This window comes from Roseomonas fluvialis (genome assembly GCF_022846615.1).
Taxonomy (GTDB): Bacteria; Pseudomonadota; Alphaproteobacteria; order Acetobacterales; family Acetobacteraceae; genus Neoroseomonas; species Neoroseomonas fluvialis.
On sequence record NZ_AP025637.1, the window covers coordinates 1,753,522 to 1,777,816 of the forward strand.

Annotated in this window: 23 protein-coding genes; 8 read left to right on the plus strand and 15 right to left on the minus strand. The window is 71.2% G+C overall.

The genetic code is table 11. From position 1 onward, the window contains the following. Positions 1-42 precede the first annotated feature (42 nt). The 8 genes from MWM08_RS08570 to MWM08_RS08605 form a co-directional block, all read right to left on the minus strand. Complete coding sequence (locus MWM08_RS08570) at positions 43-1,194, minus strand: thiolase C-terminal domain-containing protein (protein WP_244459027.1); 1,152 nt, start codon at positions 1,192-1,194, stop codon at positions 43-45. A 3-nt stretch (positions 1,195-1,197) separates the two neighbouring features. Next, entirely contained in the window at positions 1,198-1,614 is a 417-nt protein-coding gene (locus MWM08_RS08575) for a Zn-ribbon domain-containing OB-fold protein (protein WP_244459028.1), read from the minus strand. A 68-nt stretch (positions 1,615-1,682) separates the two neighbouring features. Then, positions 1,683-2,543 (minus strand): glycosyltransferase family 2 protein, encoded by an 861-nt coding sequence (locus tag MWM08_RS08580; RefSeq protein WP_244459029.1) that lies wholly within the window; start codon positions 2,541-2,543, stop codon positions 1,683-1,685. Further along, positions 2,543-3,415: a glycosyltransferase family 2 protein gene (locus tag MWM08_RS08585; protein ID WP_244459030.1), complete on the minus strand. Its 873-nt coding sequence runs from the start codon at positions 3,413-3,415 to the stop codon at positions 2,543-2,545. Before MWM08_RS08585 ends, MWM08_RS08580 begins: the two co-directional genes overlap by 1 nt. Then, positions 3,412-4,509, minus strand: coding sequence for a glycosyltransferase (locus MWM08_RS08590; protein ID WP_244459031.1), 1,098 nt, complete (start codon positions 4,507-4,509; stop codon positions 3,412-3,414). The genes MWM08_RS08585 and MWM08_RS08590 overlap by 4 nt, the downstream gene beginning before the upstream one ends. Next, positions 4,506-5,582 carry a glycosyltransferase family 4 protein gene (locus MWM08_RS08595; protein ID WP_244459032.1) on the minus strand — a complete coding sequence of 359 codons (1,077 nt, stop codon included), beginning with the start codon at positions 5,580-5,582 and terminating at the stop codon, positions 4,506-4,508. Before MWM08_RS08595 ends, MWM08_RS08590 begins: the two co-directional genes overlap by 4 nt. Beyond that, positions 5,579-7,081, minus strand: coding sequence for a flippase (locus MWM08_RS08600; RefSeq protein WP_244459033.1), 1,503 nt, complete (start codon positions 7,079-7,081; stop codon positions 5,579-5,581). The genes MWM08_RS08595 and MWM08_RS08600 overlap by 4 nt, the downstream gene beginning before the upstream one ends. Positions 7,082-7,390: 309 nt before the next feature. Beyond that, complete coding sequence (locus MWM08_RS08605; protein ID WP_244459034.1) at positions 7,391-8,104, minus strand: sugar transferase; 714 nt, start codon at positions 8,102-8,104, stop codon at positions 7,391-7,393. Between the two features lie 341 nt (positions 8,105-8,445). Between MWM08_RS08605 and MWM08_RS08610 the strand changes: the two genes are divergently transcribed. Next, entirely contained in the window at positions 8,446-10,068 is a 1,623-nt protein-coding gene (locus tag MWM08_RS08610) for a DUF6311 domain-containing protein (protein WP_244459035.1), read from the plus strand. A gap of 1 nt (position 10,069) precedes the next feature. Here the strand turns inward: MWM08_RS08610 and MWM08_RS08615 are convergent, their stop codons facing one another. Then, a complete protein-coding gene (locus MWM08_RS08615; protein WP_244459036.1) occupies positions 10,070-11,053 on the minus strand; it encodes a glycosyltransferase family 2 protein in 984 nt (327 codons plus the stop codon). A 165-nt stretch (positions 11,054-11,218) separates the two neighbouring features. Between MWM08_RS08615 and MWM08_RS08620 the strand changes: the two genes are divergently transcribed. The 7 genes from MWM08_RS08620 to MWM08_RS08650 all read left to right on the plus strand — a co-directional run bounded on the left by MWM08_RS08620 (position 11,219) and on the right by MWM08_RS08650 (position 17,239). Continuing rightward, positions 11,219-12,028, plus strand: a complete 810-nt coding sequence (locus MWM08_RS08620) for an SDR family NAD(P)-dependent oxidoreductase (protein ID WP_244459037.1) — start codon at positions 11,219-11,221, stop codon at positions 12,026-12,028. After that, a complete protein-coding gene (locus MWM08_RS08625; protein WP_244459038.1) occupies positions 12,025-12,579 on the plus strand; it encodes a carboxymuconolactone decarboxylase family protein in 555 nt (184 codons plus the stop codon). The genes MWM08_RS08620 and MWM08_RS08625 overlap by 4 nt, the downstream gene beginning before the upstream one ends. A gap of 23 nt (positions 12,580-12,602) precedes the next feature. Further along, the gene (locus MWM08_RS08630) at positions 12,603-13,580 is read left to right on the plus strand and encodes a Bug family tripartite tricarboxylate transporter substrate binding protein (protein WP_244459039.1); all 978 of its coding nucleotides are present in this window, start codon (positions 12,603-12,605) and stop codon (positions 13,578-13,580) included. Between the two features lie 168 nt (positions 13,581-13,748). Further along, positions 13,749-13,937 (plus strand): DUF4089 domain-containing protein, encoded by a 189-nt coding sequence (locus MWM08_RS08635; RefSeq protein ID WP_244459040.1) that lies wholly within the window; start codon positions 13,749-13,751, stop codon positions 13,935-13,937. Then, the gene (locus tag MWM08_RS08640; RefSeq protein ID WP_244459041.1) at positions 13,934-15,343 is read left to right on the plus strand and encodes an AtzE family amidohydrolase; all 1,410 of its coding nucleotides are present in this window, start codon (positions 13,934-13,936) and stop codon (positions 15,341-15,343) included. The genes MWM08_RS08635 and MWM08_RS08640 overlap by 4 nt, the downstream gene beginning before the upstream one ends. 3 nt (positions 15,344-15,346) lie before the next feature. After that, positions 15,347-15,733, plus strand: a complete 387-nt coding sequence (hpxZ, locus tag MWM08_RS08645; RefSeq protein ID WP_244459042.1) for an oxalurate catabolism protein HpxZ — start codon at positions 15,347-15,349, stop codon at positions 15,731-15,733. A gap of 75 nt (positions 15,734-15,808) precedes the next feature. Continuing rightward, positions 15,809-17,239, plus strand: a complete 1,431-nt coding sequence (locus MWM08_RS08650; protein WP_244459043.1) for a flavin-containing monooxygenase — start codon at positions 15,809-15,811, stop codon at positions 17,237-17,239. Positions 17,240-17,558: 319 nt separating this feature from the next. On the opposite strand, the gene MWM08_RS08655 is transcribed toward MWM08_RS08650, so the two are convergent. The 6 genes from MWM08_RS08655 to MWM08_RS08680 form a co-directional block, all read right to left on the minus strand. Further along, positions 17,559-18,296, minus strand: a complete 738-nt coding sequence (locus MWM08_RS08655; protein ID WP_244459044.1) for a TorF family putative porin — start codon at positions 18,294-18,296, stop codon at positions 17,559-17,561. Positions 18,297-18,545: 249 nt separating this feature from the next. After that, the gene (locus tag MWM08_RS08660; protein WP_244459045.1) at positions 18,546-20,222 is read right to left on the minus strand and encodes a thiamine pyrophosphate-dependent enzyme; all 1,677 of its coding nucleotides are present in this window, start codon (positions 20,220-20,222) and stop codon (positions 18,546-18,548) included. Between the two features lie 10 nt (positions 20,223-20,232). Then, positions 20,233-21,186 carry a Bug family tripartite tricarboxylate transporter substrate binding protein gene (locus tag MWM08_RS08665; RefSeq protein ID WP_244459046.1) on the minus strand — a complete coding sequence of 318 codons (954 nt, stop codon included), beginning with the start codon at positions 21,184-21,186 and terminating at the stop codon, positions 20,233-20,235. Between the two features lie 171 nt (positions 21,187-21,357). After that, on the minus strand, positions 21,358-22,335 hold the full coding sequence (locus tag MWM08_RS08670) for a Bug family tripartite tricarboxylate transporter substrate binding protein (protein ID WP_244459047.1): 978 nt from the start codon (positions 22,333-22,335) through the stop codon (positions 21,358-21,360). A 207-nt stretch (positions 22,336-22,542) separates the two neighbouring features. Further along, positions 22,543-23,181 (minus strand): flavin reductase family protein, encoded by a 639-nt coding sequence (locus MWM08_RS08675; protein WP_244459048.1) that lies wholly within the window; start codon positions 23,179-23,181, stop codon positions 22,543-22,545. Between the two features lie 14 nt (positions 23,182-23,195). Beyond that, positions 23,196-24,173 (minus strand): 2-hydroxyacid dehydrogenase, encoded by a 978-nt coding sequence (locus MWM08_RS08680; protein WP_244459049.1) that lies wholly within the window; start codon positions 24,171-24,173, stop codon positions 23,196-23,198. Positions 24,174-24,295 lie beyond the last annotated feature (122 nt).

Sequence of the window (24,295 nt, forward strand, 5' to 3'; positions counted from 1 at the left end):
ATGCCGGCGCCGCGGTTGGCTCCGCAGCGCCGGAGACGCGGCTCAGGGCCGCTGGTTCGACAGCACCACGGTGCCCGAGGCGGAGAACATCCCGCCCACGCCGTGTGCGACGCTGATCGTCACATCCGGCACCTGCGCGGGTGCGGTGCCGCGCACCTGGCGCACGCTCTCCTGCAGGGCGAACATGCCGTACATGCCGGTGTGCGTGTAGGACAGACCGCCGCCGTTGGTGTTGAGCGGCAGCTTCGCGCCGGGGCGCGTGTTGCCTTCCCAGATGAAGTCCTTCGCCTCGCCACGCCCGACGAAGCCGAGGTCTTCCAGACCGTACATCGGCAGGTGCGCGAAGGCGTCGTAGATCATCAGGTGGTCGACATCGCTGTGCTTGATGCCGGCCATGCGGAAGGCCTCGGGCCCCGCCACGCGGAAGGCGCGCGAACTGGTGAAGTCCTCCATCTGGCTGACCATGGTGGTCTCGACGGATTCACCGCTGCCCAGGATGTAGCAGGGCTTGGTCGGGAAATCCTTGGCGCGGTCGGAGGACGTCAGGATCAGCGCGCCACCGCCATCCGTCACCAGGCAGCACTGCAGCAGCCGGAACGGGTAGGCGATCATCTTGCTGTTCAGCACGTCGGCAACGGTGATCGGGTCCTTGAAGGCGGCGCGCGGATTCTTCGCCGCCCATTCGCGCTGCACGACGGCGACCATCGCCATCTGTTCGTGCGTGACGCCGTACTTCTTCATGTAGCGCAGCACGGGGATGGGAAACAGCGTGGGCGGTCCCATCGGGCCGAAGGGCGCTTCGAACTGGCCGTTCAGCGACTGCGGCTCGGGCGGGCGCGGGGTTGCGTTGACGCGCGACTTGCCGCTCTCGCCATGCGTGATGAGGATGGTCTTGGCATAGCCCGCATGGATGGCCGCCGCCGCGTGGCGGACGTGCAGCATGAAGGAGCAGCCCCCCACGCCCGTGCCATCCACCCAGCGCGGCGTGATGCCGAGGTAGTGGGCGATCTGCTGCGGCATCATCGGACCCACGCAGGCTACGCCATCGATGTCCGACGGCTTCAGCCCCGCATCGGCCATCGCGTTCAGCGCGGCATCCGCATGCAGCATGATCTGCGCCATGTCTGGAATGGCGCCGAGCTTCGTTGTCTCCGCCGCGCCGACGATGGCGATCTCGCCTGGCTTGATGGTCATGGCTCAGGACCCCTTCGCGGGACGGAACAGGGGCAGGGTGATGTCGTCGTCCATCTTGGTGAAGGCCACCTCGAGCGGCATGTCGAGCACAAGCGCCTCGGGTGTCTGCGGGCAATCGACGATGTTGGTCATCATGCGCGGGCCTTCTTCCAGCTCCACAACCGCGATGGCGTAGGGTGGCTTGAAGCCTGGCACCGGGCGATGGTGGATGACGTAGGAATGCAGCGTGCCGCGGCCCGAGGCCTCGAACACTTCGACGTTGCGTGTGCCGGTATAGGGGCTGAAGGGGCGCGGCGGGAAATAGGCCTTCCCGGTATCGCCGCAGCGCTGCAGCAGCAGCTTGCCGTCGCGCGTGCCGTCCCAGAAATGCTTGGTCTCGGGCGTGGGTTCCGGCCGCGCGCGGCCCGGTTCGAGTGTCATCTGGTGCTTCCTCCTGCCTTGGCTTGCCCACATGGTCGCGCGAAGCGGGCCGGGGCGGAAGGGGGGCGTCAGAGGTCGAGGATTCGTTCCGGCGCGGCACGCCCGCGCAGCAGGTCCCACAGCCCCAGCATGTTGCCGCGCAAACGGCCGCGACGATCGGCCCAGGGTTCGGGCTTCAGCGACCGTACAAGGTTCGCGAGGCAATGCCGGGCCGCCGAGGGTATGGCGTGGCTCCAGGGGAAGGTCCCCTTGCGCGCCAGGTAGACCGGGTTGACCACCTGCGAATAGCCGAGCCTGACCTGCGTCACGCGTCCGGACTTCGACCCGAGATGAACGCCGCGCGCGCCGGCCAGGCGCAGGATCGTGCCGTGTCGGCCCAGCACGCGCGTGACGTCGATGTCCTCGTACCAGGCATAGAGCGGCAGGCGTTCGTCGACGCGGATGTTCTCCGCGCGCACCACATCCATGCGGAAGGCCATGTTGCAGCCATAGCCGTTGAAGTGCGGCGCCATGGCCATGGCATCGGCGGGCGGCACGTCGGCGGCGAGCAGCGCCGCACCTTCCGCCAGGGAATAGCCCGGCCCGTTCGCGCCATCCGCCACCACGGTGCCGGTCGCGACCACCATGTCCGGGCGCGCGGCGAAGGCGGCTTCCAGCACGCGCAGGTAGTCCGGCGCGCAGAGGAAGTCATCGTCGAGGAACAGCACCACGTCGCAATCCGTCGCGGCATCCATTATGGCGTTGCGCTGCTTCGGCAGGCCGGCGGGGGCGGTGATGAACTCGGCGCCTTCGCAGCCCATGACGTCGTCCGGCGTGACGTGGCAGACGATGATGCGGTCCGGCGCGCGGGTCTGGCGCCGGAGGTCGGCCAGCACGCCGGCAAGGATCAAGGGGCGCCCGCGTGTGGCGATGCCGATCGCGATGCGCATCACGCCGCTTCCGTCAGCGGTGCAACCGCCGGCGGGCGGCGCGCCGCCGGGGCCAGCATGCCGGCGAGCCGGCCGCGGAAGGTCATCCAGTAGTAGCCGGCCTCGTGCATCCGCCCGCGCAGCAGGCTTGCCGCCACGCCGCCGAGTGGCCGCACCAGGAAGGTCCATCGCGTGGACAGGGGCGCGCCATTGCGCCGCAGCGCGAAGCCGAGGCCGCGCCCGTAGCGTTCCGCCCGCTCCACCGCGACATCCGACAGCCGCTTGTCGGGATGGATGATGCGCAGCCCATGGTCGTAGTGCGCGTGCAGGCCGCGCGCCATGGCGCGGCAGACCAGGTCGTTGCCCTCGGCCGACCCGAAGGGGCTGCCTGGGCCCATGCCCTCGTCGAACCCGCCGAGGGCGAGCGCGGCCTCGCGGCGGAGGAAGATGTTGAACTCGATCACGCTGGTCCAGACGGTGGCGAGGTCGATCGCGCCGCTCTCGGCCCGCCAGCGCCCGGAGCCAAGTCCGCCGGACGGCGAGGCCGCGGGGCCGGTCAGCACGCCGAGCGACGCATCGGCGAAGGCGGCATCGACGCGATCCAGCACGCCTGGCGGATAGAGGCAGTCATCGTCCGGGAAGCTGACGATCTCGCCGCGTGCGTGGCGCAGTCCGAGGTTGCGCGCGTGGTTCGCGCTGCGGACCGCCGAACGCAGGCGGCGCAGTGCGATGCGCGGCGCATGGGCGGCCTCGATCGCGCCGAGCCGGTCGTCCTCGTTCTGGTCGACGATAATGACTTCGACATCGGACCGCCTCTGCGCCAACAGGCTGTCCAGCAACTCACCCACCTCCGCATCGCGCCCGAGCGTTGCGACCACCAGCGAGAACCTCATGGCCGCGCGTCCTCGACCACGCGGCGCATGGCGGCGCGGAAGGCGGCGCGGGAGAAGCGCTCGGCCTGCGCGCGGCAGGCGGCGGGGCTGATGGACAGTGTTTCGAAGCGATCGACCGCGGCGATGATCGCCTCGGGCGTCTGGGCGTCGAAGAACAGGCCGGTGTCATCCGTCACGATGTCCCGCGCGCCGCCGCGGCCATACGCGATGACGGGTGTGCCGCAGGCCAGGGCCTCGACCGTCGCGATGCCGAAATCCTCCTCCGCGGCGAAGACGCAGGCGCGCGCGGATTGCGTGAGCGAGACGAGCTCCGCCGTCGCGACGCGTCCGCGAAACTCGATGTTGGGCGCGCCGGCCGCGGCCTCGCGCACACGCGCCTCGTTGGTGCCGTCGCCCACGATCACCAGGCGGCGTCCGGGCATGCGCGCGAAGGCGGCGGTGATCACCTCGATGCGCTTGTAGGGCACCATGCGGGAGGCAGTGAGGTAGTGATCGCCCTTCGTCTCCTGCAGCGCGAAGCGCTCCACGTCGACCGGCGGGTGCACCACGATGCTGTCGCGCCGCCAGGCTTTGGCGATGCGCTCGGCGATGAAGGTGGAATTGGCCACGACCAGGTCGGGGCTGGCGGCGGAACTGCGGTCCCATTGCCGCAGCCGGTGCAGCAGGCGGCGCGCGTAAAGGCCTTTCAGCCCGCGCTCCATGCCGGATTCCCGCAGGTACTGGTGCTGCAGGTCCCAGGCATAGCGCATGGGGCTGTGCACGTAGCTGACATGCAGCTGCCCTGGCCCGGTGATCACGCCCTTCGCCACGGCGTGCGACGACGACAGCACCAGGTCGTAGCCGGACAGGTCGAACTGCTCGACCGCGATCGGCATCAGGCCGAGATACTTGCGGAAGTGCTTCCGCGCGAAGGGCAGGCGCTGGAGGAAGCTGGTGCGCACCGTGCGGCCGCCCAACCATCCGCGCTCGGCCTCGGGCATGAAGTCGACCAGAACATGCAGATCGGCCTCGGGCCATTCGGCGAGCAGCTGCTCCACCACGCGCTCCGATCCGGCGAAGGAGTCCAGCCATTCATGGACGATGGCGACCTTCATGCGCGAATCTCCGTCACGTGCGCGAGCAGCTCGCGCGCGGCGCCTTCCCAGGTGAAGCGGGTGGCGCGTGCGCGGCCGGCGTCGCGCAAGCCGTCGCGCAGGCCGTCCTCGGTGATGAGGCGGTCCAGTGCCTCGGCCAGTGTCGCGGGCTGCGCCGGGTCGAAATACAGCGCGGCCTCGCCGCAGACTTCCGGCACCGCGCCGGCATGGGCGGCGACAACGGCGCAGCCACAGGTCATGGCTTCCAGCGGCGGCAGCCCGAAGCCTTCGTAGCGGGAGGGAAACACCAGGCACAGAGCGTTCTCGTACAGCGCGCGCAGTTCGGAATCGGACACCCGCCCGAGCACGCGCGCGGCCCCGGCCGCCACGCCGCCCCCGGCGCGGAACACCGCGGGGTCGGCGGCGCCGGCCACCGCCAGCGTCAGCCCGTGCTGGCCCAGCACATCGGCCGCCGCGGTCAGCGCCGCGAGGTTCTTGTGCGCGGCAGGGTTGCCGACCACCAGCGCGTAGCGCGCGGGCTCCAGCCTGTGCCGGCCGAGCACCGCACCGTCGGCGGGAATGCGCAGGATGTGCTCGCCGCCTTCCGGCAGCACGGCGATGGACGCCGGATCGATGCGCAACGCCGCCGCGATGCGCCCGCGCGAGAAGTGCGACACGGTCAGGATGCGCGCCCCGCGCCGCGCGAGCAGGCGTTGCAGCAGCCGGTACCAGCTGCGGAAGGCGAAGGAATAGCTCTCCGGCGTGTCGAAGGCGCCGGCATCGTGGATCACCACCGCCTGGCGCGCGCCGGCGAGGATCGGCGCGGTATTGCCGAGGTTCATCAGTACGTCGCCCCGCAGCGCGCGCGGCAGGTCCAGCTGTTCCCAGGCCTGGCCGCTGCGCGTGCCGGCCGGCTCGGCGCGCAGTGCGCGCAGCCCGGCATCGCGCGCCCCCGGCGGGTGCAACACGCGCGCGGCGGGCCATGCGCCGCGCGCGGCCAGTTCATCGGCGGCCGCGGTGATCTCGGTGGCGAAGCGCTGTACGCCGGTCATGCCCTGCGTCAGGAAGCGGCCATTGATGGCGATGCCCGTCATGCGAACCCCGCGCGGCGCAGCAGGGCGCTGCGGTCCTCGGCGGGCGCGATGCGCCAGCCGAGTGCGACGACCGCGCCGAATGTCAGCGCGCCGACCACGATGGCTGTGCCAAGTCCCAGCGGCACCATCGCCGCCAGGCCGATCCCCGCTGCGCCGAGCAGCGGCAGCAGCGCGCGCCCGGCCTCGCGCGCCGGCGGGTAGAAGCGCGCCGCCAGCAGGAAGCGCCCGGCGCAGTCGGTTGCCGCGCGCGCCGCCCAGGCGATCGCCGCACCCTCGATCCCCATCAGCACCAGCAGTAGCGCGCCGAGCGGCAGGAACACCGCCGCCTGCACCAGGGAGAAAGTCGCGACGACCTCGGGGCGGCCGATCGCATCCAGCAGCGTGCCGGGCACGAAGGCCAGGCAGGAGAAGAAGATCCCGACACCCAGGATGCGCAGCACCATCCCGCCGCCCTGCGCGAAGTCGTTGCCCAGCCACAGCCAGAGCAGCCACTCCGCCAGAGCCACCAGAACTAGGCAGGCCGGCAGCACCAAGGCGGCCACGATCAGCGTGCCGCGGCGCATCAGCAGCGCGGTGCGTTCGGGGGCCGAACGGAAGGAGGAGGCGATGGCCGGCAGCAGCGTCTGCGCCACCGCCACGGGCAGGATCCACATGCGCATGACGAGGTCGAGCGGTGTCGCATAGAACGCGACCGCCGTCAGCCCGATCAGCGCGCCGACCAGGAAGCGGTCGGCATACAGCAGCACCTGCGTCAGCGCCCCGGACAGGGACATCCACCCGCCCTGGCGCAGCAGCGGCCGCAGCAGCCCGAAGCCCGGGCGCGCCAGCCCCAGCCCCGGCACGTCGCGCCAGGCGAGCGCGGCATAGGCGAGGCCGCTGACCAGCCGCACCAGCACAAGGGCCACCATCACCGCCACGAGGCTGTCGAAGGCCAGCAGCGCGAAAACCGGGCCCAGGTAGTAGAAGACGCTGACCGGCATGTTCACCAGGTTCGCCGCGCGGAAGCGCTGCCAGGCCGCCAGCACCCCCCACAGCGCGGCATTGATCACCACCAGCGGCGCGGCCGCGGCCAGCACGCGAAAGGCGGCAAGGGCTTCCGCTTCCAGCGCCGGGGGCACCAGCAGCACGCGCCCGATCAGCACCGGCATGAACCACCAGGCCAGCGCCGCCATCAGGATGGACACGCCCAGCAGCGACCACAGCGTCGCGCCCACCAGCGCGGGGGCCTCGGCTCCGCGGCCTTCGCCAATCCGCTCCGACACCGCGCGCGTCAATGCCATGCCGAGGCCGAGGTCGAAGACGCCGAAGATCCCCACCAGCGCGAGAGCGAGGGTGAACAGCCCCCAGCGATCCGTTCCCATCAGGTGGACCAGCACCGGTGTCAGCGCGAGCGCGAGCAGCAACGGGATGCCCCGCCCGAGCGCGTTCCAGAGCACGCCCGAGACCAGCCTGCGCCCGCCGGTCCGTTCCTGCGCGCCGTCGGGCGCCGTCGCTGTCATGGGGTGGGTCCGATTCGGAGCGCCGGAGGGATCATGGGGAATGACAGTCTAGAGCGACGGCGTGGCACCTGGCGCGGAATCGGCTGCACACGGCGGCTATGTCGGCTCGCGCTTCCCGTGCCCCTTACGCCACCCAGCGGATCGCGCGACGGCGCGATCCGAGAGCGCAACGCGCGGCCGCGCCGAGACAGTCAGTCGCCCTAGCGCACCAGTGCGTGGCGCGAAGGCAAGGCGGGCGGATGCCCGCCGCCCGCCGTCTGAGGATCATGCAAACATCGATTGGATTCTGGCTGCCGCGGCAGCCCGCATTCAATGCGCGCCGCGCCGCGAGAGGACGGCGACCGGCGTCTTCAGAAGGATGCGCACATCCGCCAGCATCGAGGGCTGCGAGACATAGGCGACGTCGAGAGCGACGCGCTGGTCGTAGGTCGTCTCGCTGCGGCCGCTCACCTGCCACAGGCCGGTGATGCCGGGGCGCACCGTCACGTAATGCGCCGCCGCTGCGCCGTAGTATCGGTCGAGTTCGGCCTGCGTGACCGGGCGCGGGCCAACGATGCTCATCTCGCCACGCAGCACGTTGATCAGCTGCGGCAGTTCGTCGAGCGAGGTGGCGCGCAGGAACCGGCCGATGCGGGTGATGCGCGGGTCGTACTTCAGCTTGCGGGTGGTCTCCCACTCCGCGCGCGCCGCGGGGTCGATGGCGAGCAGTGCGTCGAGCCGCGCCTGGCTGTCGATCACCATGGAACGGAACTTGAGGCAGCCGAAGATGCGCCCGGCGCGGCCCACGCGCGGATGCGCGTAGAAGGCAGGCCCACCATCGGCGCGCACCAGGAGCGCGACCACGAGGAAAAAGGGCGATGCCAGCAGCAGCGCCGTCCCGGCGATCGCGATGTCGACCAGCCGCTTGGCCATCGGCAGGCGCGCCGCGGCGCGATCGGCCGAACCGAGGAAGCCGGACAGGCTTGCGATGGCGCGCGAAGGCGCATCCTGCGGGGGGAGAGGACCAACCGGAACGCTGGACATGAGCGAAGCGGGCCTTCTGGGTGTACCGCGCCGGTGGGGGCCGGCGGCGGCCAAAGGGTGTCCCTCCGGACCTGGAGCGCCCTCGCCGCGTGGCGGCCGGGGGCGGACCCGATCCTCGGGTAACGGCAAGATGGTCGTCGGCGCGGGCGGATGTGGGACCGGCTTGCGGCGGGATTGTGGCGGCGCAGCATTCCGCATCCGGATCGCAGCGGGAGGGATTCACGCCATCGCCGGGCGTGCTGATTCACACCGTGCCGCAGGACACCGGGCCAAGCCCTTCATGTCGGCTGAACTTGCCTGCGATGCCTCGCGTCATCTAGACGCGCCGGGTCCGTTGCGGAGTGCGCACCCTGTCTTTCCGGCTGGCCGCGGCCCTGTCCTATGTCGTCGCGCTGGCCATCGGCCTCGCGATGGTCACAGCACTTTTTCCGATCGACGTCCTGGTGCCGCGGGCGGGGATGGGCTGGGCGCCGCAGGGCGATGCCGCGCAGCACGCCATCGCGCAGCGATACTTCCTGGGCGACGCCTGGCGCTGGCCGCCACTGGTGGCGCGCAACCTGATCCCGCCGGAGGGGCTGAACATCGCCTTCTCCGATGGCATCCCGCTGCAGGCGATGCTGCTCAAGGCGCTGCGCGGCGTGCTGCCGGATGGCTTCCACGGCATCGGCCTGTGGTACGCGATCGCCTGGGTGGCGCAGCCGGTCGCTGCCGTGTGGTGCCTGCGCGCGGCGGGCGAGACGCGCCTGCTGCCCGCCATCGGCGTGGCGCTGGCGGCGGTCTCGATGCCGGCCTTCATCAACCGCTACGGCCATGCGGCGCTGACCGGGCAGTTCACGATCTTCGTCGCGCTGGGATTCTACCTGCGCTTGGTGCGGGCGCCGTCGGTCGCGCTGTGGGCAGGGGCGGCGGCTGCGATGGTCGCGACGCTGCTGATCCACCCCTACCTGGCGGCGATGGCGCTCGCGCTATTGGCCGCTACGCCGCTGACGCTGCTGCTGCGCGGCGATTCGCGCTGGGTCGGCGCGGGCATCGGCGTGGCGGTGGCGGTGGTGCTGGTGGCCGGCGTGATGCTCGCCTTCGGCTATGTCGGCGCGCAGGGCGATGGCGGCTTCGGGCAATTCGCGCTGAACCTGGCCTCGCCGTTCTGGCCCTATCGGTCCTGGGTGCTGGGCGCGCTCGCGCCGCAGGAGATCGACGCGACCGGTCATGGCGGGTGGGAAGGCTACAACTGGCTCGGCCTTGGCCTGCTGGTGGCGATCGCGGCTGTGCTGGCCACGCGGCCGCGCGCGACCGGCGCGGCGCTGCGCCGCCATGCGGGCCTGGTGCTTGCGCTGGCGGGGCTGACGGTGCTCGCGGTGTCGTTCCGGGTGGGGGCGGGGGAGGCGATCCTGCTCGACCTCGGCCCGGCGCCGGGGTTTCTCGAGCAGTTCCGCGCCTCGGGTCGGTTCTTCTGGCCGGTGGGCTGCGCGCTGCTGATCGGCACGGCGGCGCTGCTGGCGCGCGCGCCGCATATCGGGTCGCTGTCGGTGCTGGCGATGGGCCTGGTGCAATTCGCCGATGCCGCGCCGAATCGTGCCGCACTCGCGGCCTGGGCGGACCAGCGCCCGGCCTGGGTGGTCGATGCGCCGGCGCTGCGCGGGTTGCTGGCGCAGGCGGAGAGCGTGACGGTGCTGCCCTCCTGGCCCTGCGTGCCGCCGCGCGACCCCTTCGGCGACCATGTGCGGCAGTTGCAGGTGCTGACGCTCGCGGCGGAGCGGCCCGTGCCGGCCAACACCATGTACGTCGCGCGCTGGCGCGGCGCGCGGCCGGCCTGCACGGATGCGGCGGTGCTGGCGACGCCGCTCGCACCCGGCGAATTGCGCATCATCCTGCCCGGCGCGCGCGAGGCCGCGATGGCCACCATGCCGGACGCCGCGTCGCGCTGCGCGCCGCTCGGCGAGTTGTTGGTCTGCGGGCCGCGGTGACTCAGGCGGACCGGCGCAGGGTCTCGACGGCGCCGGCGGAAATGCGGCTCGGGCTGTAGCGTTCGGTGAAATAGAGCGGGCGCTGCTTGGTCTCGTTGAAGATGCGCCCGAGGTATTCGCCGATGATCCCCAGCATCATCATCTGCACCCCGCCCAGGAACAGCGTGACCGCCAGCAGCGACGGATAGCCCGCGACCGGGTTGCCGCGGAACAGCGTGCCCGTGACGATGAACACCAGGTAGCAGGACGCCAGCACCGCGATGCCGAAGCCGAAATAGGTCGCGACCTTGAGCGGTGCGACGGTGAAGGAGGTGATGCCCTCCAGCGAGAAGTTCCACAGCTTCCAGTAGTTCCACTTGGTCTCGCCGGCGGCGCGCGGGGCGCGGTCGTAGCGCACCGCCTTGGACGGGAAGCCGATCCAGGCGAACAGCCCCTTCATGAAGCGGTGCTGTTCGCGCAGCTTCAGCAGCGCGTCGGTCGCGCGGCGGCTCATCAGGCGGAAATCGCCGGTGTCGGGTGGCAGCTTCACCTTCCCGCCCAGGCGCTGCATCACGCGGTAGAAGCCGGCGGCGGTCGCCTTCTTCACCCAGGTCTCGCCCTCGCGCGTGTTGCGCTGGGCGTAGACCACGTCGAAGCCCTCGCGCCAGGCGGCGACCAGGGCGGGGATGACCTCGGGCGGGTCCTGCAGGTCGGCATCGATGACCACGATCGCCTCGGTGCCGCGCGCGTGGTCGAGGCCGGCGGTCAGCGCGATCTCCTTGCCGAAGTTGCGCGAGAGGTTGACCACGGCGGCGCGCGGGTCGTCGCGCTGCAGGCCGAGCATCACGTCCAGCGTCGTGTCGCGCGAGCCGTCATTCACATAGACGACCTCCCAGGCGATGCCGATCCCCTCCAGCGCGCCGGCCAGGCGGCGATGGAATTCGGGCAGGACCTCCTGCTCGTTATAGGCGGGCACGACGATGGACAGCGCGGGGGCGTCGGTCATGGAGCGTTCCGGGCGGGCGGTGGGCACGCGACACCGCCAGGAACAGCACGCGGCGGGCCAAATCAAGGCAGCATTGCTGCGCGCCGGGCTGAGCAGGCCCCGGCAGGGTCGCCAAGCCGGGCGAAGGCGCGTAATCCGGACGGCAAGCAAGGTGGTGGAGGAAGCGTGCTCGATCTGACAGGCAAGGGTGCCATCGTGACCGGCGCGGGCTCGGTGGGGCCGGGCTGGGGCAATGGCAAGGCGACGGCGGTGCTGCTGGCCCGCCAGGGTGCCGCGGTGTTCTGCATCGACAACAACCCGGAGGCGGTAGCCGAGACGGTCGGCCTCATCACTGCGGAGGGTGGGCGCGCCATCGCCCACACCGCCGACGCGACCCGCAGCGAGGACGTGAAGGCGGCCATCGAGGCCGCGGTCGCTGCCTTCGGGCGGCTCGATATCCTGGTGAACAATGTCGGCGGGTCGCATCCCGGCAGCGCGGAATCCATGACCGAGGAGGTCTGGGACCGGCAATTCGACATCAACCTGCGCAGCGCCTTCCTGGGCTGCAAGCACGCGCTGCCGCATCTGCGCGCGCATAAGACGGCGGCGATCGTGAACATCGCCTCGATCGCCGCGCTGCGCATGAGCGGCGACCGGCCGCATATCGCGTACTCGGCGTCCAAGATGGGCGTGATCGGGCTGTCGAAGTCGGTCGCGATGGACCAGGCCAGGCATGGCGTGCGCTGCAACACCGTCATCCCCGGCCTGATGCACACGCCGCTCGTGGAGAACCGGCTGCTTCGGCAGTTGGGTGCCAACGACGCCGCCACGCTGATCGCCAAGCGCGACGCGCAGGTGCCCATGGGCAAGATGGGGACCGGCTGGGACGTGGCGCACGCCGTGCTGTTCCTCGCCTCGGACGAGGCGCACTACATCACGGGCACTGAGATCATCGTCGATGGCGGCATGAGCGCCATGATGCCGGGGGCCGCATGAGCAATCGCTTTCCACCCATCCCGCGCGAGCAGCTGGACGACGCGCAGCGCGCGGTGTTCGACGCCATCGCCTCCGGCCCGCGCGGCGGCGTGACGGGGCCCTTCAACGTGCTGCTGCGTGCGCCCGCGGTGGGGGATGCGGCGCAGCGGCTCGGCGCGGCGCTGCGCTTTTCCGGCCTGCTGGATGACGGGCTGCGGGAGATCGCGATCCTGACCGTCTCGCGGCGCTGGGCCGCGCAATACGAATGGTTCGCGCATCACCCCATCGCGGTGAAGGCCGGCGTCGATGTCAGCGCATTGGACCGGCTCCGCCAGGGCGAGGACCCGCGTTTCGCCGACCCGGCGCAGCAGCTGGTGTGGCAGACCGCACGCTTGGTGCTCGAGCATGGCCGGCTCGACGATGCACAATTCGCCGCGGCGCGCGATGCGCTCGGCGAGGCACGGCTGGTCGAGCTGCTGGCGGTGCTCGGCTACTACACGCTGCTGTCCTTCATTCTGAACGTGGGGGAGGTGCCGGTGCCTGACCCGAAGCCCTTCCCCGACGCGTCCTGACGAAGCCCAGGGAGGAACCAAGAATGACCATCCGCACATCGCGCCGCGCCCTGCTGGGTGCAGCGACGCTTGCGACGCCGGCGATCGCCTGGGCGCAGGGCAGCCTGGCCGGGCGCACGATCACGCTGGTGGTGCCCTCGCCGGCCGGCGGCGGCACCGACTTCTCCGCGCGCCTGGTGGCGGAGCCCCTCGGCCGCGCGCTGGGCGCCACCATGGTGGTCGAGAACCGCCCCGGCGGTAACGACGTGGTCGGGCTCATGTCGGTGCTGCGCGCGCCGGCCGATGCCACCACGCTGCTGTGCGGCTACTGCGCCACCATGACCGCGCGCCCTGCGATCGGCGGCATCGGCGAGATTCAGCCGATCCGCGACTTCCAGGCGGTCGGCGTCATCACCGACACGCCGCAGCTGTTCGTCACGCACCCCAGCGTGCCGGCCAACACGCTGCAGGAATTCATCGCGCTGGCGAAGCAGCGGCCGGGTGCGATGAACTATGCCTCGGCCGGCATCGGGTCGATGCACCACATGGGCACGGAATACCTGAAGCATCGCGTGGGGATCGACCTGGTGCACGTGCCCTATCGTGGCACCGGGGAGACGATCCGCGACCTGATCGCTGGGCGCATCCAGTTCTACATGAATTCGCCCCCGCCGCTCACGCCGCTGGTGCGCGACGGGCAGCTGCGCGCGCTGTGCGTGAGCTCCAACGAACGCCATCCGGGGCTGCCGGACATTCCCTCCGCTGCCGAGCAGGGGCTGCCCGATACCGGGCTGAACGTGTGGTTCGCAGTGTTCGCGCCGCGCGGCGTGCCGGCGGCGCAGGTGGCGCTGCTGTCCGACAAGCTGCAGGAGGTGCTGGCCGACCCGGGCGTGCGCCAGCGCGCCTTCGACGCCGGCGCGCTGGTGGCGCCCAGCACCGCCGCCGCGTTGACCGACCGCGTGGCGCGCGAGACCGAGAGCTGGCGGCAGATCGCGCGCACGGCGAACATCACGGCGGGCTGAGGTCAGCCCGGACGGAAAGGGCCAGCCCGGGGGTCGCCGGCCGGAACAGCCACGGCGCACCGCTTGCTTGGGCCGGGGGCGGTACCGCCGCCGCCCGCCGCGGCGCCCCGTTCTGCCACCAACACGCGCGGCGACTGCACGCCCCGCGGCCTGCCGGAGCCTGACCCCATGCCCGAAGCCGACCCCGAGGCGATCATCGCCGCCCTGCTGCCCGCCACGGGCATCCCGGTCGACCCGGCGTGGCGCGTCGCCATCGCCGCCAACCTGCGCATCGCCGGCACCATCGCCGAGGCGCTGAAATCCTTCCCGCTGCCCGACGAGGTCGAACCCGCCCCGATCTTCGAGCCCGGCCGATGAGCGTGGACAGCCTGCTCGACCGCGACGCCACCGGCATCGCGGCCGCCTTCCGCGGCGGTGACGCCAGCGCCACCGAGATCGCGCAGGCCGCACTCGCGCGCATCGCCGCGCGCAACGGCGTGCTGAATGCCTTCACCGATGTCACGGCGGACCGCGCACTCGCCCGCGCCGCCGCGCTGGATGCGGCACGTGCGCATGGCCACGCGCTGCCGCCGCTGGCCGGCGCGCCGGTCGCCGCCAAGAACCTGTTCGACATCGCCGGCGTGGTGACGCGGGCGGGGTCGCGCATCAACCGCGACCACCCGCCCGCCGATGCCGATGCCACCGCCGTGGCGCGGCTGGAAGCCGCCGGTGGGCTGCTGCTCGGCGGGCTGAACATGGGCGAATACGCCTATGACTTCACGGGCGAGAACGCGCATGACGGGCCGTCCCGCAACCCGCACGACACGACGCGCATGACGGGCGGGTCGTCGGGCGGGTCGGGCGGCGCGGTGGCGGGCGGGCTGGCCACGGTCGCGTTGGGGTCGGACACCAACGGGTCGATCCGCGTGCCGTCGTCCTTCTGCGGCACCTTCGGGCTGAAGCCGACCTATGGGCGTGTGTCGCGGGCGGGGGCGTTCCCCTTCGTCGCGGCCTTCGACCATGTCGGGCCGCTGGCGCGGTCGGTGCGCGACCTGACGGCGGTGCATGATGCGCTGGCTGGGCCGGATGCAGCTGACCCTGCCTGCACGCGGCGTGCGGCGGAGCCGATCGGGCAAGGTTTCGAGGCCGGCATTGGCGGGCTGCGCATCGCCCGGCTCGGCGGCTGGTTCGCGCGCAACCTGCTGCCCGAAAGCCACGCGGCGATGGACCTCGTCTGCACCGCGTTGCGCGTGCAGCGCGAGGCGGTGTTGCCGGAGGCCGAGGGCGCCCGTGGTGCGGCCTTCCTGATCACCATGGCGGAGGCGGCCGAACTGCACCTGCCGCGGCTGCGATCGCGCGCCGCGGAATTCGACCCGGCGGTGCGCGACCGGCTGATTGCGGGCGCGCTGCTGCCGGCCGCCTGGGTGCTCTCGGCGCAGCGCTTCCGGCGTTGGTTCGCCGCACGCGCCGCCGAGGTGTTCCGCGACCACGACGTGTTGCTCGCCCCCGCCACGCCGATGTCTGCGCCGAAACTCGGCACGCAGACTGTCACGCTGGAGGGCGTGGAGCTGCCGCTGCGCGCGAATATCGGGGTGCACACGCAGCCGATTTCCTTCATCGGCCTGCCGGTGGTGGCGGTGCCCATCTGGCCGCCGGGTGCCGCGCTGCCGCTGGCGGTGCAGGTGATCGCACCCGCCTGGCGCGAGGACCTGGCCCTGCGCGTGGCCCGCGTGCTGGAACGCGAGGGCATCGCCCGCGCCCCCGTCGCCCCCTTCGGAGCCTGACCCATGCAGATCGACATTCCCGAGGTGAAGGCCGAAGTCGAGGCCGCCTTCGACCGCTACGAGGCCGCGCTGGTGTCCAACGACGTGCCGGTGCTGGACGAGCTGTTCTGGGAAAGCCCGACCACGGTGCGCTTCGGCGCCGGCGAGAACCTGTTCGGCGCGGCAGAGATCGCGGCCTTCCGTGCGTCGCGGTCGCCGGTCGGGCTGCAGCGGGACATCCTGCGCCGGTCGATCACCACCTACGGGCGGGATTTCGCCACGGCGTCGATCACCTTCCGCCGCGAGGGCAGTGCGAAGGTGGGACGGCAGCAGCAATCCTGGGTGCGCTTTCCGGAAGGCTGGCGGGTGGTGGCGGCGCATGTGAGCCTGATCGACGCGCCTGCTGCCTGACGCGGCAGGCTGCCTGCATCGCGGGCGTTGCGGCAGCGCATTGCCGCGCGCGCAAGCGGCATTATCCTCGAGGGCATGCCCGCACCCCGCACCCTCGCCGAGCTTGAAGCGGATGTCCTCCGCGACCTGGAACTGACCGCCCATCCGCGCGCGCCCTGGCTGGAGCCCAAGACCAGCGGTGGCGCGCCGGTGCTGGATTGCCTCGTGATCGGCGGCGGGCAATGCGGCGTTGCGGTCGCCTTCGCACTCAAGCGCGACAAGGTGGACAATATCCTGGTGCTGGATCGCGCCGATTACGGGCGCGAGGGACCCTGGGTCACCTATGCGCGGATGCACACGCTGCGGTCCTGGAAGAACCAGACCGGGCCTGACCTGAAGATCCCGTCCCTGACCTACCAGGCCTGGCACGAGGCGCAGTTCGGCGCGGCGCATTTCGAGGCACTCCGCTGGATCCCGAAGGAGCTGTGGAACGACTACCTGCTGTGGTTCCGCCGCGTCACCGGCATCCCGGTGCGCAATGGCGTGACGGCTGGGCGCATTTCTCCCGCGCGCACCGATGACGGGCTGCCCTGCCTGTCGGTCGAGACCAGCGAGGGGCCGATCCTGGCCCGCAAGGTAGTGATGGCCACCGGGCAGGAAGGTGTTGGCGGGTGGTGGATGCCTGATTACGTCGAGGCGCTGCCGAAAGCCCTGCGCGCCCATGCCAGCGAGGAGATCGACTTCGCCGCGCTGCGCGGCAAGGTGGTGGCGGTGCTGGGCGCGGGGGCCTCGGCCTTCGACAATGCGGCCACCGCGCTCGAGGCTGGGGCCGCGGAGGTCCACCTGTTTTGCCGCCGCGCGGAACCCATGATCATCCAGCCCTATCGCTGGCTGACCTTCGCGGGCTTCCTGCGCCACATGGGCGACATGCCGGACGAATGGCGCTGGCGCTTCATGTCCTACATCCTGGGCCTGCGCGAGGGCTTCCCGCAGGACACCTACACGCGCGTTCTGGCGTTTCCGAATTTCACGATGCATGTCGGCCGGCCCTGGACGGGGGCGCGCGCGGAAGGCGGGCGCGCGGTGCTGGAGACGGCGCGGGGTGAAGTCGCCGCGGATTACGCGATCTGCGGCACCGGCGTACGCATGGACCCGGCTTGCGTGCCGGAACTGGCGGACTGCGCGGACAACATCGCATCCTGGGGCGACCGCTACACGCCGCCCGCGGAGGAGGCGAATGAACGCCTGTCGTGCTTCCCATATCTGGCGCCCGACTATGCCTTCAGCGAGAAGCGGCCGGGCGAAACGCCATGGATCCGCGACATTCACCTGTTCGGGATCGGCACCAGCCTGTCCTTCGGGCCGGCCGGGAGTTCGATCAATGCCATGACGATCGCCGTGCCGCGCCTGGCGGCCGGCATCACGCGCGGGCTGTTCGAGGCGGATATGCCGCGGCTGTACGCGGACCTGCGCGACTATGCGATACCGCAGGTGACGCTGGACCCGGCGCGGCTCGCAGCCGAATAGCGTCAGCCTGAGAGCATCGTGCGACGGCGCGATCCGGGACGGCGAGGCGCGACCGCCCAGCCCGACGATGGCCCCGGCGCACCGACGCACCGCGCGCCGGCCAGCGCTGCGGACGTAGCCCGACTGCCATCGGAGGGATCAACAGCAAAGCGGATCGCGGCACGCCGCGATCCGGGAGCGCGAATGCGCGACCGCGCCCAAACGGTCAGCAGCGCCCCGCGCAGCAGTGCATCGCGCGAAGGAACGGCGGGCGGATGCCCGCCGCCCGCCGTCTGAGGGCCCGAAAGGCCCAGGATCGCGCCTGCGCGCTATCCTGATCTCAGAACGTCCAGCTCGCGAAGGCGATGAACCGGTTGTCGCAGACCTTCAACCCGCCGCACTGGCTCTGGCTGATGTCGGTGCCGTAGAAGCCGCCGCCGACCGAGAAGCCGTAGCGGATCGGCACCGTGAGATAGATGCTGTAGGCGAGGTAGTCCGGCGCGCCGAAGCGGGCGTTGTTGTCGATCCACTGGTAGCCGATGCGACCGGACAGCACGGCGTCGAGCACCGGCGTCTTCCAGTCGATGCCGGCTTCCAGCCAAACGCTGTTGCCGGAGGACCCGAAATAGTCGGGCGACCAGGCCGCGGTGCCCACGAAGGTCACGGGGTCGAGTTCGTATTTCAGCTTGAGGATCGCCTCGGCGAAGGCGATCTCGTACTGGCCCGGCTGCGCTGTGTAGCCCGGATAGCCATAGTAGACGCCGCTGATGTCGAAGGTGAAGCTGTCGATCGTGCGGCGGTAGCCCACGATCCCGTCGACTTCCTGGCGCGCATTGGTGTTCGGGAAGGTGACGTTGCTGGCGAAGGCGCCGACATAGAGGCCGATCTCGTGCGACAGCTCGACCGAGCCCTGTATGGCAGGGCGGCTGCGCGTCTGGCTGATGTTGCGGAACACGTAGTCGGTGGTGCCTATGACGGTGCCGGTCGCGCTGAACCCGCTGCCGAGTTCCACCTGTGCGGCAGCCGGGGAGGCGAGCAATCCGATGCCGAGCGCGGCTGCGGCGATCTTCCTGAGCATCAAGGTGTCCAATCCCTATGTCCTGCGCGGCCTGCGCGCGGTTGCTGGGGTCCGGTCGTCCCGGTCGACCTGCCCTTGCCGCAGGCGCAGCAAGCGCCGTGCCGCAGTGCACGGGCGAAGGACCCCGACGCGCAGACTCCACGAGGCAGGCGCAAAGGCGCGATGTGGAACCCGCGTTCCGCGCGCAAGGGCGACGCAAAGGCTGCGGCGCAAAGGGGGCGGCGCCCGGCAGGGGGCGCCGCGCGGGCCTCAGGCCGGCAGGGGCATGGTCCGCTTCTTCCAGGCCGAAGCCTGCAGCGCCGAGGACTTCACATGCACCACCACCGGCCGGTCGGTGATGGCGAAGGCTTCCGCCAGCACGGCTTCGACCTGGTCCTCGGCCGTGATGGACAGGCCAGCCGCGCCGAAAGCCCGGGCCCAGGCGACGAAGTCGGGATTCACCAGGCTAGTCGCCTGGTCATAGGGGCGGCCCGGGTAGCGCCCTTCATGGTGCATCCCGATCGTGCCGTATCCGGAATTGTCGGACAGGATGATGACCGGCGCGACGCCCTCGCGCATGGCGGTGGCGATTTCGTTGCCGGTCATCAGGATGCCGCCGTCGCCCACGAAGGCGACCGCGCGCTTACCCGGCCGGCGCAGGGCGGCTGCCACTGCCATGGGCACCGCCGCCCCCATCGCGCCCACATTCGAGGCAAGGAACATATGCGTCTGCTTGAACGGGAAGTAGCGGTGCAGGAACGATGAGAAGTTGCCGGCATCGGACGTCACCGCCGCATCCGCCGGAATGTGCCGCGCCATGGCGGCGCAGACGGCGGCGAAGTTCACGCCGTCGGGCGTTGCATCCCATTCCGGCGCCAGCAGCCCACGATGGATGGTGTTAAGCCCCTTCACCCAGGCCTTGCGCCCCGCGCTGGCCTCCGGCGCATTGCGCGCCAGCAGGCCACGGATCACGGCATGCGGGTCGGCGGCGATCGGCAGGTCGACGCGCCACACGCGGCCGATCTCGTTGGCGTCGGGCCAGACCTGAACCAGCGGCAGTTGCGGGTCGGGCGCGGCGGGGAAGGTGTAGGACTGGCTGATGGAATCCGACAGGCGTTCGCCCAGGCAGATCATCAGGTCGGATTTCTTCATCTCGTCCAGCAGCGGCTTGGGCACGCGGATGCCCATGTAGCCGCCGTAGTTCGGGTGGTCGGCATCGAACAGATGCGGGCGGCGATGCGTCGGGCTGATCGGCAGCGACCAGGCTTCCGCGAGGCGCTTGAGGTCGGCCAGGCCCTGGTCCCCGCACGCCGCCATGGCGCCACCCACCAGCACCAGCGGGCGCTCGGCGTTCGCGATCATGTCGGCCAGCTGGTCGAGGTCCTCGGCGCGCGGGCCGGGCTTGGGCTGGATGCGCGGCGCGACCACGGGGCCTTCCGCCGGTTCGTCGAAGATGTCCTCGGGCAGGATGACGGCGACGGGGCCGGGCGTGCCGGTCTGCGCCAGGTGGAAGGCGCGGGCGATCACCTCGCTCGCCTGGATCGGCTGGATCACCTCGAAAACCGCCTTGGTCACGTCCGACAGCAGGCGGGAATAGTTCTGTTCCTGCAGCGCGAGTCGGCCGACATCCTTGCGCTCCACATGGCCGATCAGGATCACCAGCGGCGTCGCGTCGTGATAGGCGGTGTGCAGCGAGATCATCGCGTTCGTGACACCCGGCCCGCGCGAGACCAGCGCCACGCCCGCGCGCCCATCGCGCATGCGCCCATCGGCGGCGGCCATGAATCCGGCGCCGCCCTCGTGCCGGCAGACCACCAGGCGAATCTGGGGAAACTCGGTCAGCGCATCGGTCAGGCCGAGATAGGATTCCCCCGGCACGCAATAGATGAGATCGACATCATGCGCGGCGAGGCTTTCAGCCAGCAGGTGGCCGACGGTGCGGGTCATGGGGCGTTCCCTATTGCGGTTGAAGGCCGGCGGCACGCACCAGCGGGGCGAAGGATGCAAGCTCGTCGCGCACGAAGGCGGTGTAGCTCTCGGGCGTGGTGTCGGGCGGCGCGCCGCCCAGTTCTTCCAGCCGCGCGCGCGTCGCGGGGTCGGTCAGTACGGCGCGGATCTCGCGCGACAGGCGGTCCGTGATCGGCGCTGGCAGGCCCGCGGGCCCGGAGATGCCGAACCAGGCGTAGGAGACGACATCGAGCCCGCCCTCGCGCAGCGTCGGCAGGTCCGGGAAGCCGCCGGCGCGTTCGGCACCGCTGACGGCCAGCGCGCGCAGCGCACCGGCGCGCACATGCGGCCCGGCCGAGGGCAGGCTGTCGAGCATGGCCGGCACCACGCCGCCGATCAGGTCGGTCAACGCGGGGCCGGCGCCGCGATACGGGATGCTCTCGGTCCGTACGCCGAGCGCACCGGCGAGCCGCACGCCCGCGAGGTGCGACGACGTCCCGATGCCGGCCACGGCGAAGCGGATTTCCCCCGCCGCGCGGGCGGCCGCGGCGAAGTCGGCCAGCGTTCGGACGGGACTGGAAGGATTGACCAGAAGCACCGACGGGCTGCGCGCGATCATCGCGATATGCGTGAAGTCGCGCAGCGCATCGTAGGGAATGTTCGGATAGAGCGCCGGCGAGACGCCATGCGAGGTGGAGGACGACACCACCAGCGCATAGCCGTCGGGTTCCGCCCGCGCGACCTGTTGCGCTCCGAGCGTGGCGCCCGCGCCGGCGCGGTTCTCGACCACGACCGGCTGGCCAAGCCGTGCACCCAGCCGTTCGGCCACGATGCGTCCGACCACGTCGGTGGTGCCGCCGGGTGCGAAGGGCACCACCAGGCGGATGGGCCGCGTGGGCCAGCTGCCCTGCGCGCGTGCGGACAGCGGCAGCAGGCCGACAGCGAGGGCGGCGCGGCGCTTCATGCGGCGCGCCGGCGCCATGCCGTGGCCCATTGGCGGCGTTCGATCATGGACGTGTTCCTCGTTTCCTGGCGATCATCCTGCCGCAACGGCCGAAGGCCGCAAGGCTGAGCGGAGGTCAGCACCGATTCAACAGGTCGTCAGGCGGCACTGACCGCGGTGGCGGCCCGCGCGCTATTCCACGCTCACCCCGGCGCGCTGCACCACGGGGGCCCAGCGCGCGGCGTCCTCCGCCACGAAGCGCGCGAAGGCGGCGGGGCTTTCGCTCGGTTCGACATCGAGGCCGCCGGCTTCGAGCCGGCCGCGGATGCCCGGGTCGTTGATGGCGCCGGTCAGCGCCTCGAACAGCCGCTGCACGCGGTCGGGTGGCGTGCCGCCGGTGGTCAGGATGGCGTACCAGGTGGCGGCCTGGATGTCGGGGAAGCCGGCCTCCCCGGTGGTCGGCAGATTCGGAATGGCGGCGTTGCGGCGCGGGCCGGCGATGGCCAGCGCGCGCACCGTGCCGGCCTGGATCTGCGGCTGCATGGGGGCCAGCGCATTGGTGAAGACCTGGATGCGCCCGGCCACCACGTCGTTCATGGCGGGGCCGGTGCCGCGATAGGGCACGTGCTCCATCTCGACGCCCAGCACCTGCGTGATCAGCGCGCCGGCGGCATGGCCCGTGCTGCCGACGCCGGGGGATGCGTAGTTCAGCGGCGGGTTGGCGGCCTTCGCCACCGCCTGCAATTCGCGCAGGGTGGTGGCCTGCACCGACGGGTGCACGATGATGACATTGGCCCCGCTGCCCACCATGCCGATCGGCGCAAAGGCGGTGGCGGGGTCATAGGGCAGGCGGCGGCGGACCAGCTGGTTGATGGTGAGGCTGCCAGAGCCGCCCAGCAGCAGCGTGTAGCCATCGGGCGTGGCCTTCGCGACCACCTCGGCCCCCAGCGCGCCGCCGGCGCCGCCGCGGTTCTCGATCACCACGGATTGGCCGAGGCGCTGGCCCATGCCCTCGGCGATCAGGCGGCCGACGATGTCGTTGGTGCCGCCCGGCGGCCACGGAATGACAAGGCGCAGCGGACGATCGGGGAAGGCCTGGGCGAGGGCGGGCAGGGGCAGGGCGGCGGCGAGCGCCAGGGCGGCCCGGCGGCCAGGGCGGAAGGCGGTCATGGACATTCCCTTCGTGGCGCCGTCGCGTCCCGGCGCGGCGCATTGGCCGCAGGCTGGCGGCGCCGTGCGGGACTGTCCAGCCCTGCCGGCGGATGACCCGGCACGCCGCATCGGGTCCGGGCGGTTCCGCCTGCGCGGACCGGGTCCAGGGCAGATCCCGATCGGCTGGAACCATCCGATCGGGGAAAACTGCGCGCGGAGCCGGCGCTAGCGCGTGGCCTTCTTTGCCGCCCACTCGGCCTCGGACATGCGAGGCACCTCGATACGGTCGGTGGTGCGGGCATACCAGCCGCGGCCATGCATGCGCCCCACCAGGTCGAGCTTCGGCGTGTCCACATAGTACTTCGCGGCATCCAGCACGCAGTCGTCGCGGATATCCATGGCCAGCACGCGGCCGAGCACGATGGTGTGGCCGCGCGTGGGCACGAACTGGAAGATCTCGCACTCCAGCGCGATCGGGCTCTCGGCGATGCGCGGCACGGCCACGCGCGCGGATGGCACGGCGGTGAGGCCGGCTTCCGTGATCTCGCTGACGCCGGGGGGGAAATCCACGGCGGTGATGTTCATCGCCTCCACCGTCGCGGCGGAAACCAGGTTCACCACGAACTGGCCGGTCGCCTCGATGTTCGCGAGCGTGTCCTTGGGCGTACCCGGCTTACGCGCCGCGCAGCCGATCGCGACCACCACCGGGTTGTCGGAGAACACGTTGAAGAAGGAATAGGGGGCCGCGTTCACCACGCCGTCGCGGTCCTGGCTGACCACCCAGGCGACCGGGCGCGGCACGACCGAGGCGACGCAAAGCTTGTAGGCCTGGTCGTGCGGGATCTTGTCGAAGTCGAACAGCATGGGGTGCGGGTCCTTCAGGCGGCGCGGTGCGGCGGGTTGGTGCCCTTCAGCAGCAGGGCCTCGAGGTTGACGATGCAGCGTTCGCCCATGGCGGCGCGCGTCTCGATGGTGGCGGAGCCGAGATGCGGCAGCAGGGCCACGTTCTCGAGGCCGAAGTAGCCGGGATCGACCTTGGGCTCGGCGGTATAGACGTCGAGGCCGGCGGCGCGGATGTGGCCGGACTTGAGCGCGGCGACCAGGGCTTCGTCATCCACCGACGGCCCGCGGCCGGTGTTGATGACGATGGCACCCGTCTTCATCTTCGCCAGCCGCGTCGCATTCAGCCACTTGCGGGTCGCGTCCCCGCCCGGGACATGCATGGAGATCACGTCGATCGCCGGCAGGAAGGTGTCCTCGCTCGCGTGGAAGACCGCACCCTTCTCCAGCTCCGGCGCGGCGCGCTGGACGTCGTGGTAGTGGATGGTCATCTGCATGCCACGTGCCATGTCGGCCAGCTCGCGGCCGATGCGCCCGAAGCCCAGCACGCCGAGAGTCTTGCCCTGCAGGGTCACGCCCATGAGCTGCGTCGGCGCCCAGCCTTCCCACTTGCCGGCGCGAACCATGCGCTCGCCCTCGCCGGCGCGGCGCGCGGCCATCAGCATCAGGGTGAAGGCGGTCTCGGCGGTGGCGAAGGACAGCACCTCGGGCGTGTGGGTCACGGCGATGCCGCGCGCCTTCGCCGCATCCAGCGCGATGTGGTCGGTGCCGACGCTGAAGGTCGTGATGATCTTCACGCTGTCGGGCAGGGCGGCGATGGTCTGCGCATTCATCGGGTCGCCAGCGGCGCAGAGCACGCCGGCGGCACCAGCCTCGGAGGCGCGGCGCGCGATCTCGGCGCCGTCGCGGAACCATGGCGTGTCGGCGCTGTTCAGCCGCGCGTCGAACAGGGACGACAGGCGTGCCTCCACATCATCGGGCAGCTTGCGGGTGACGAGGACGACCGGCTTGGCCATGGAACGCTTCCTGCATGAACGGTTCGGTTGCGCGGCGCATAGCGCGCCCGGCCCCGTCTTGCCAGGGGGCGACCGAGGGGGCAGGGTCCGGCCCGGTTCCACGGCAGCGTGAAGGAATGGGC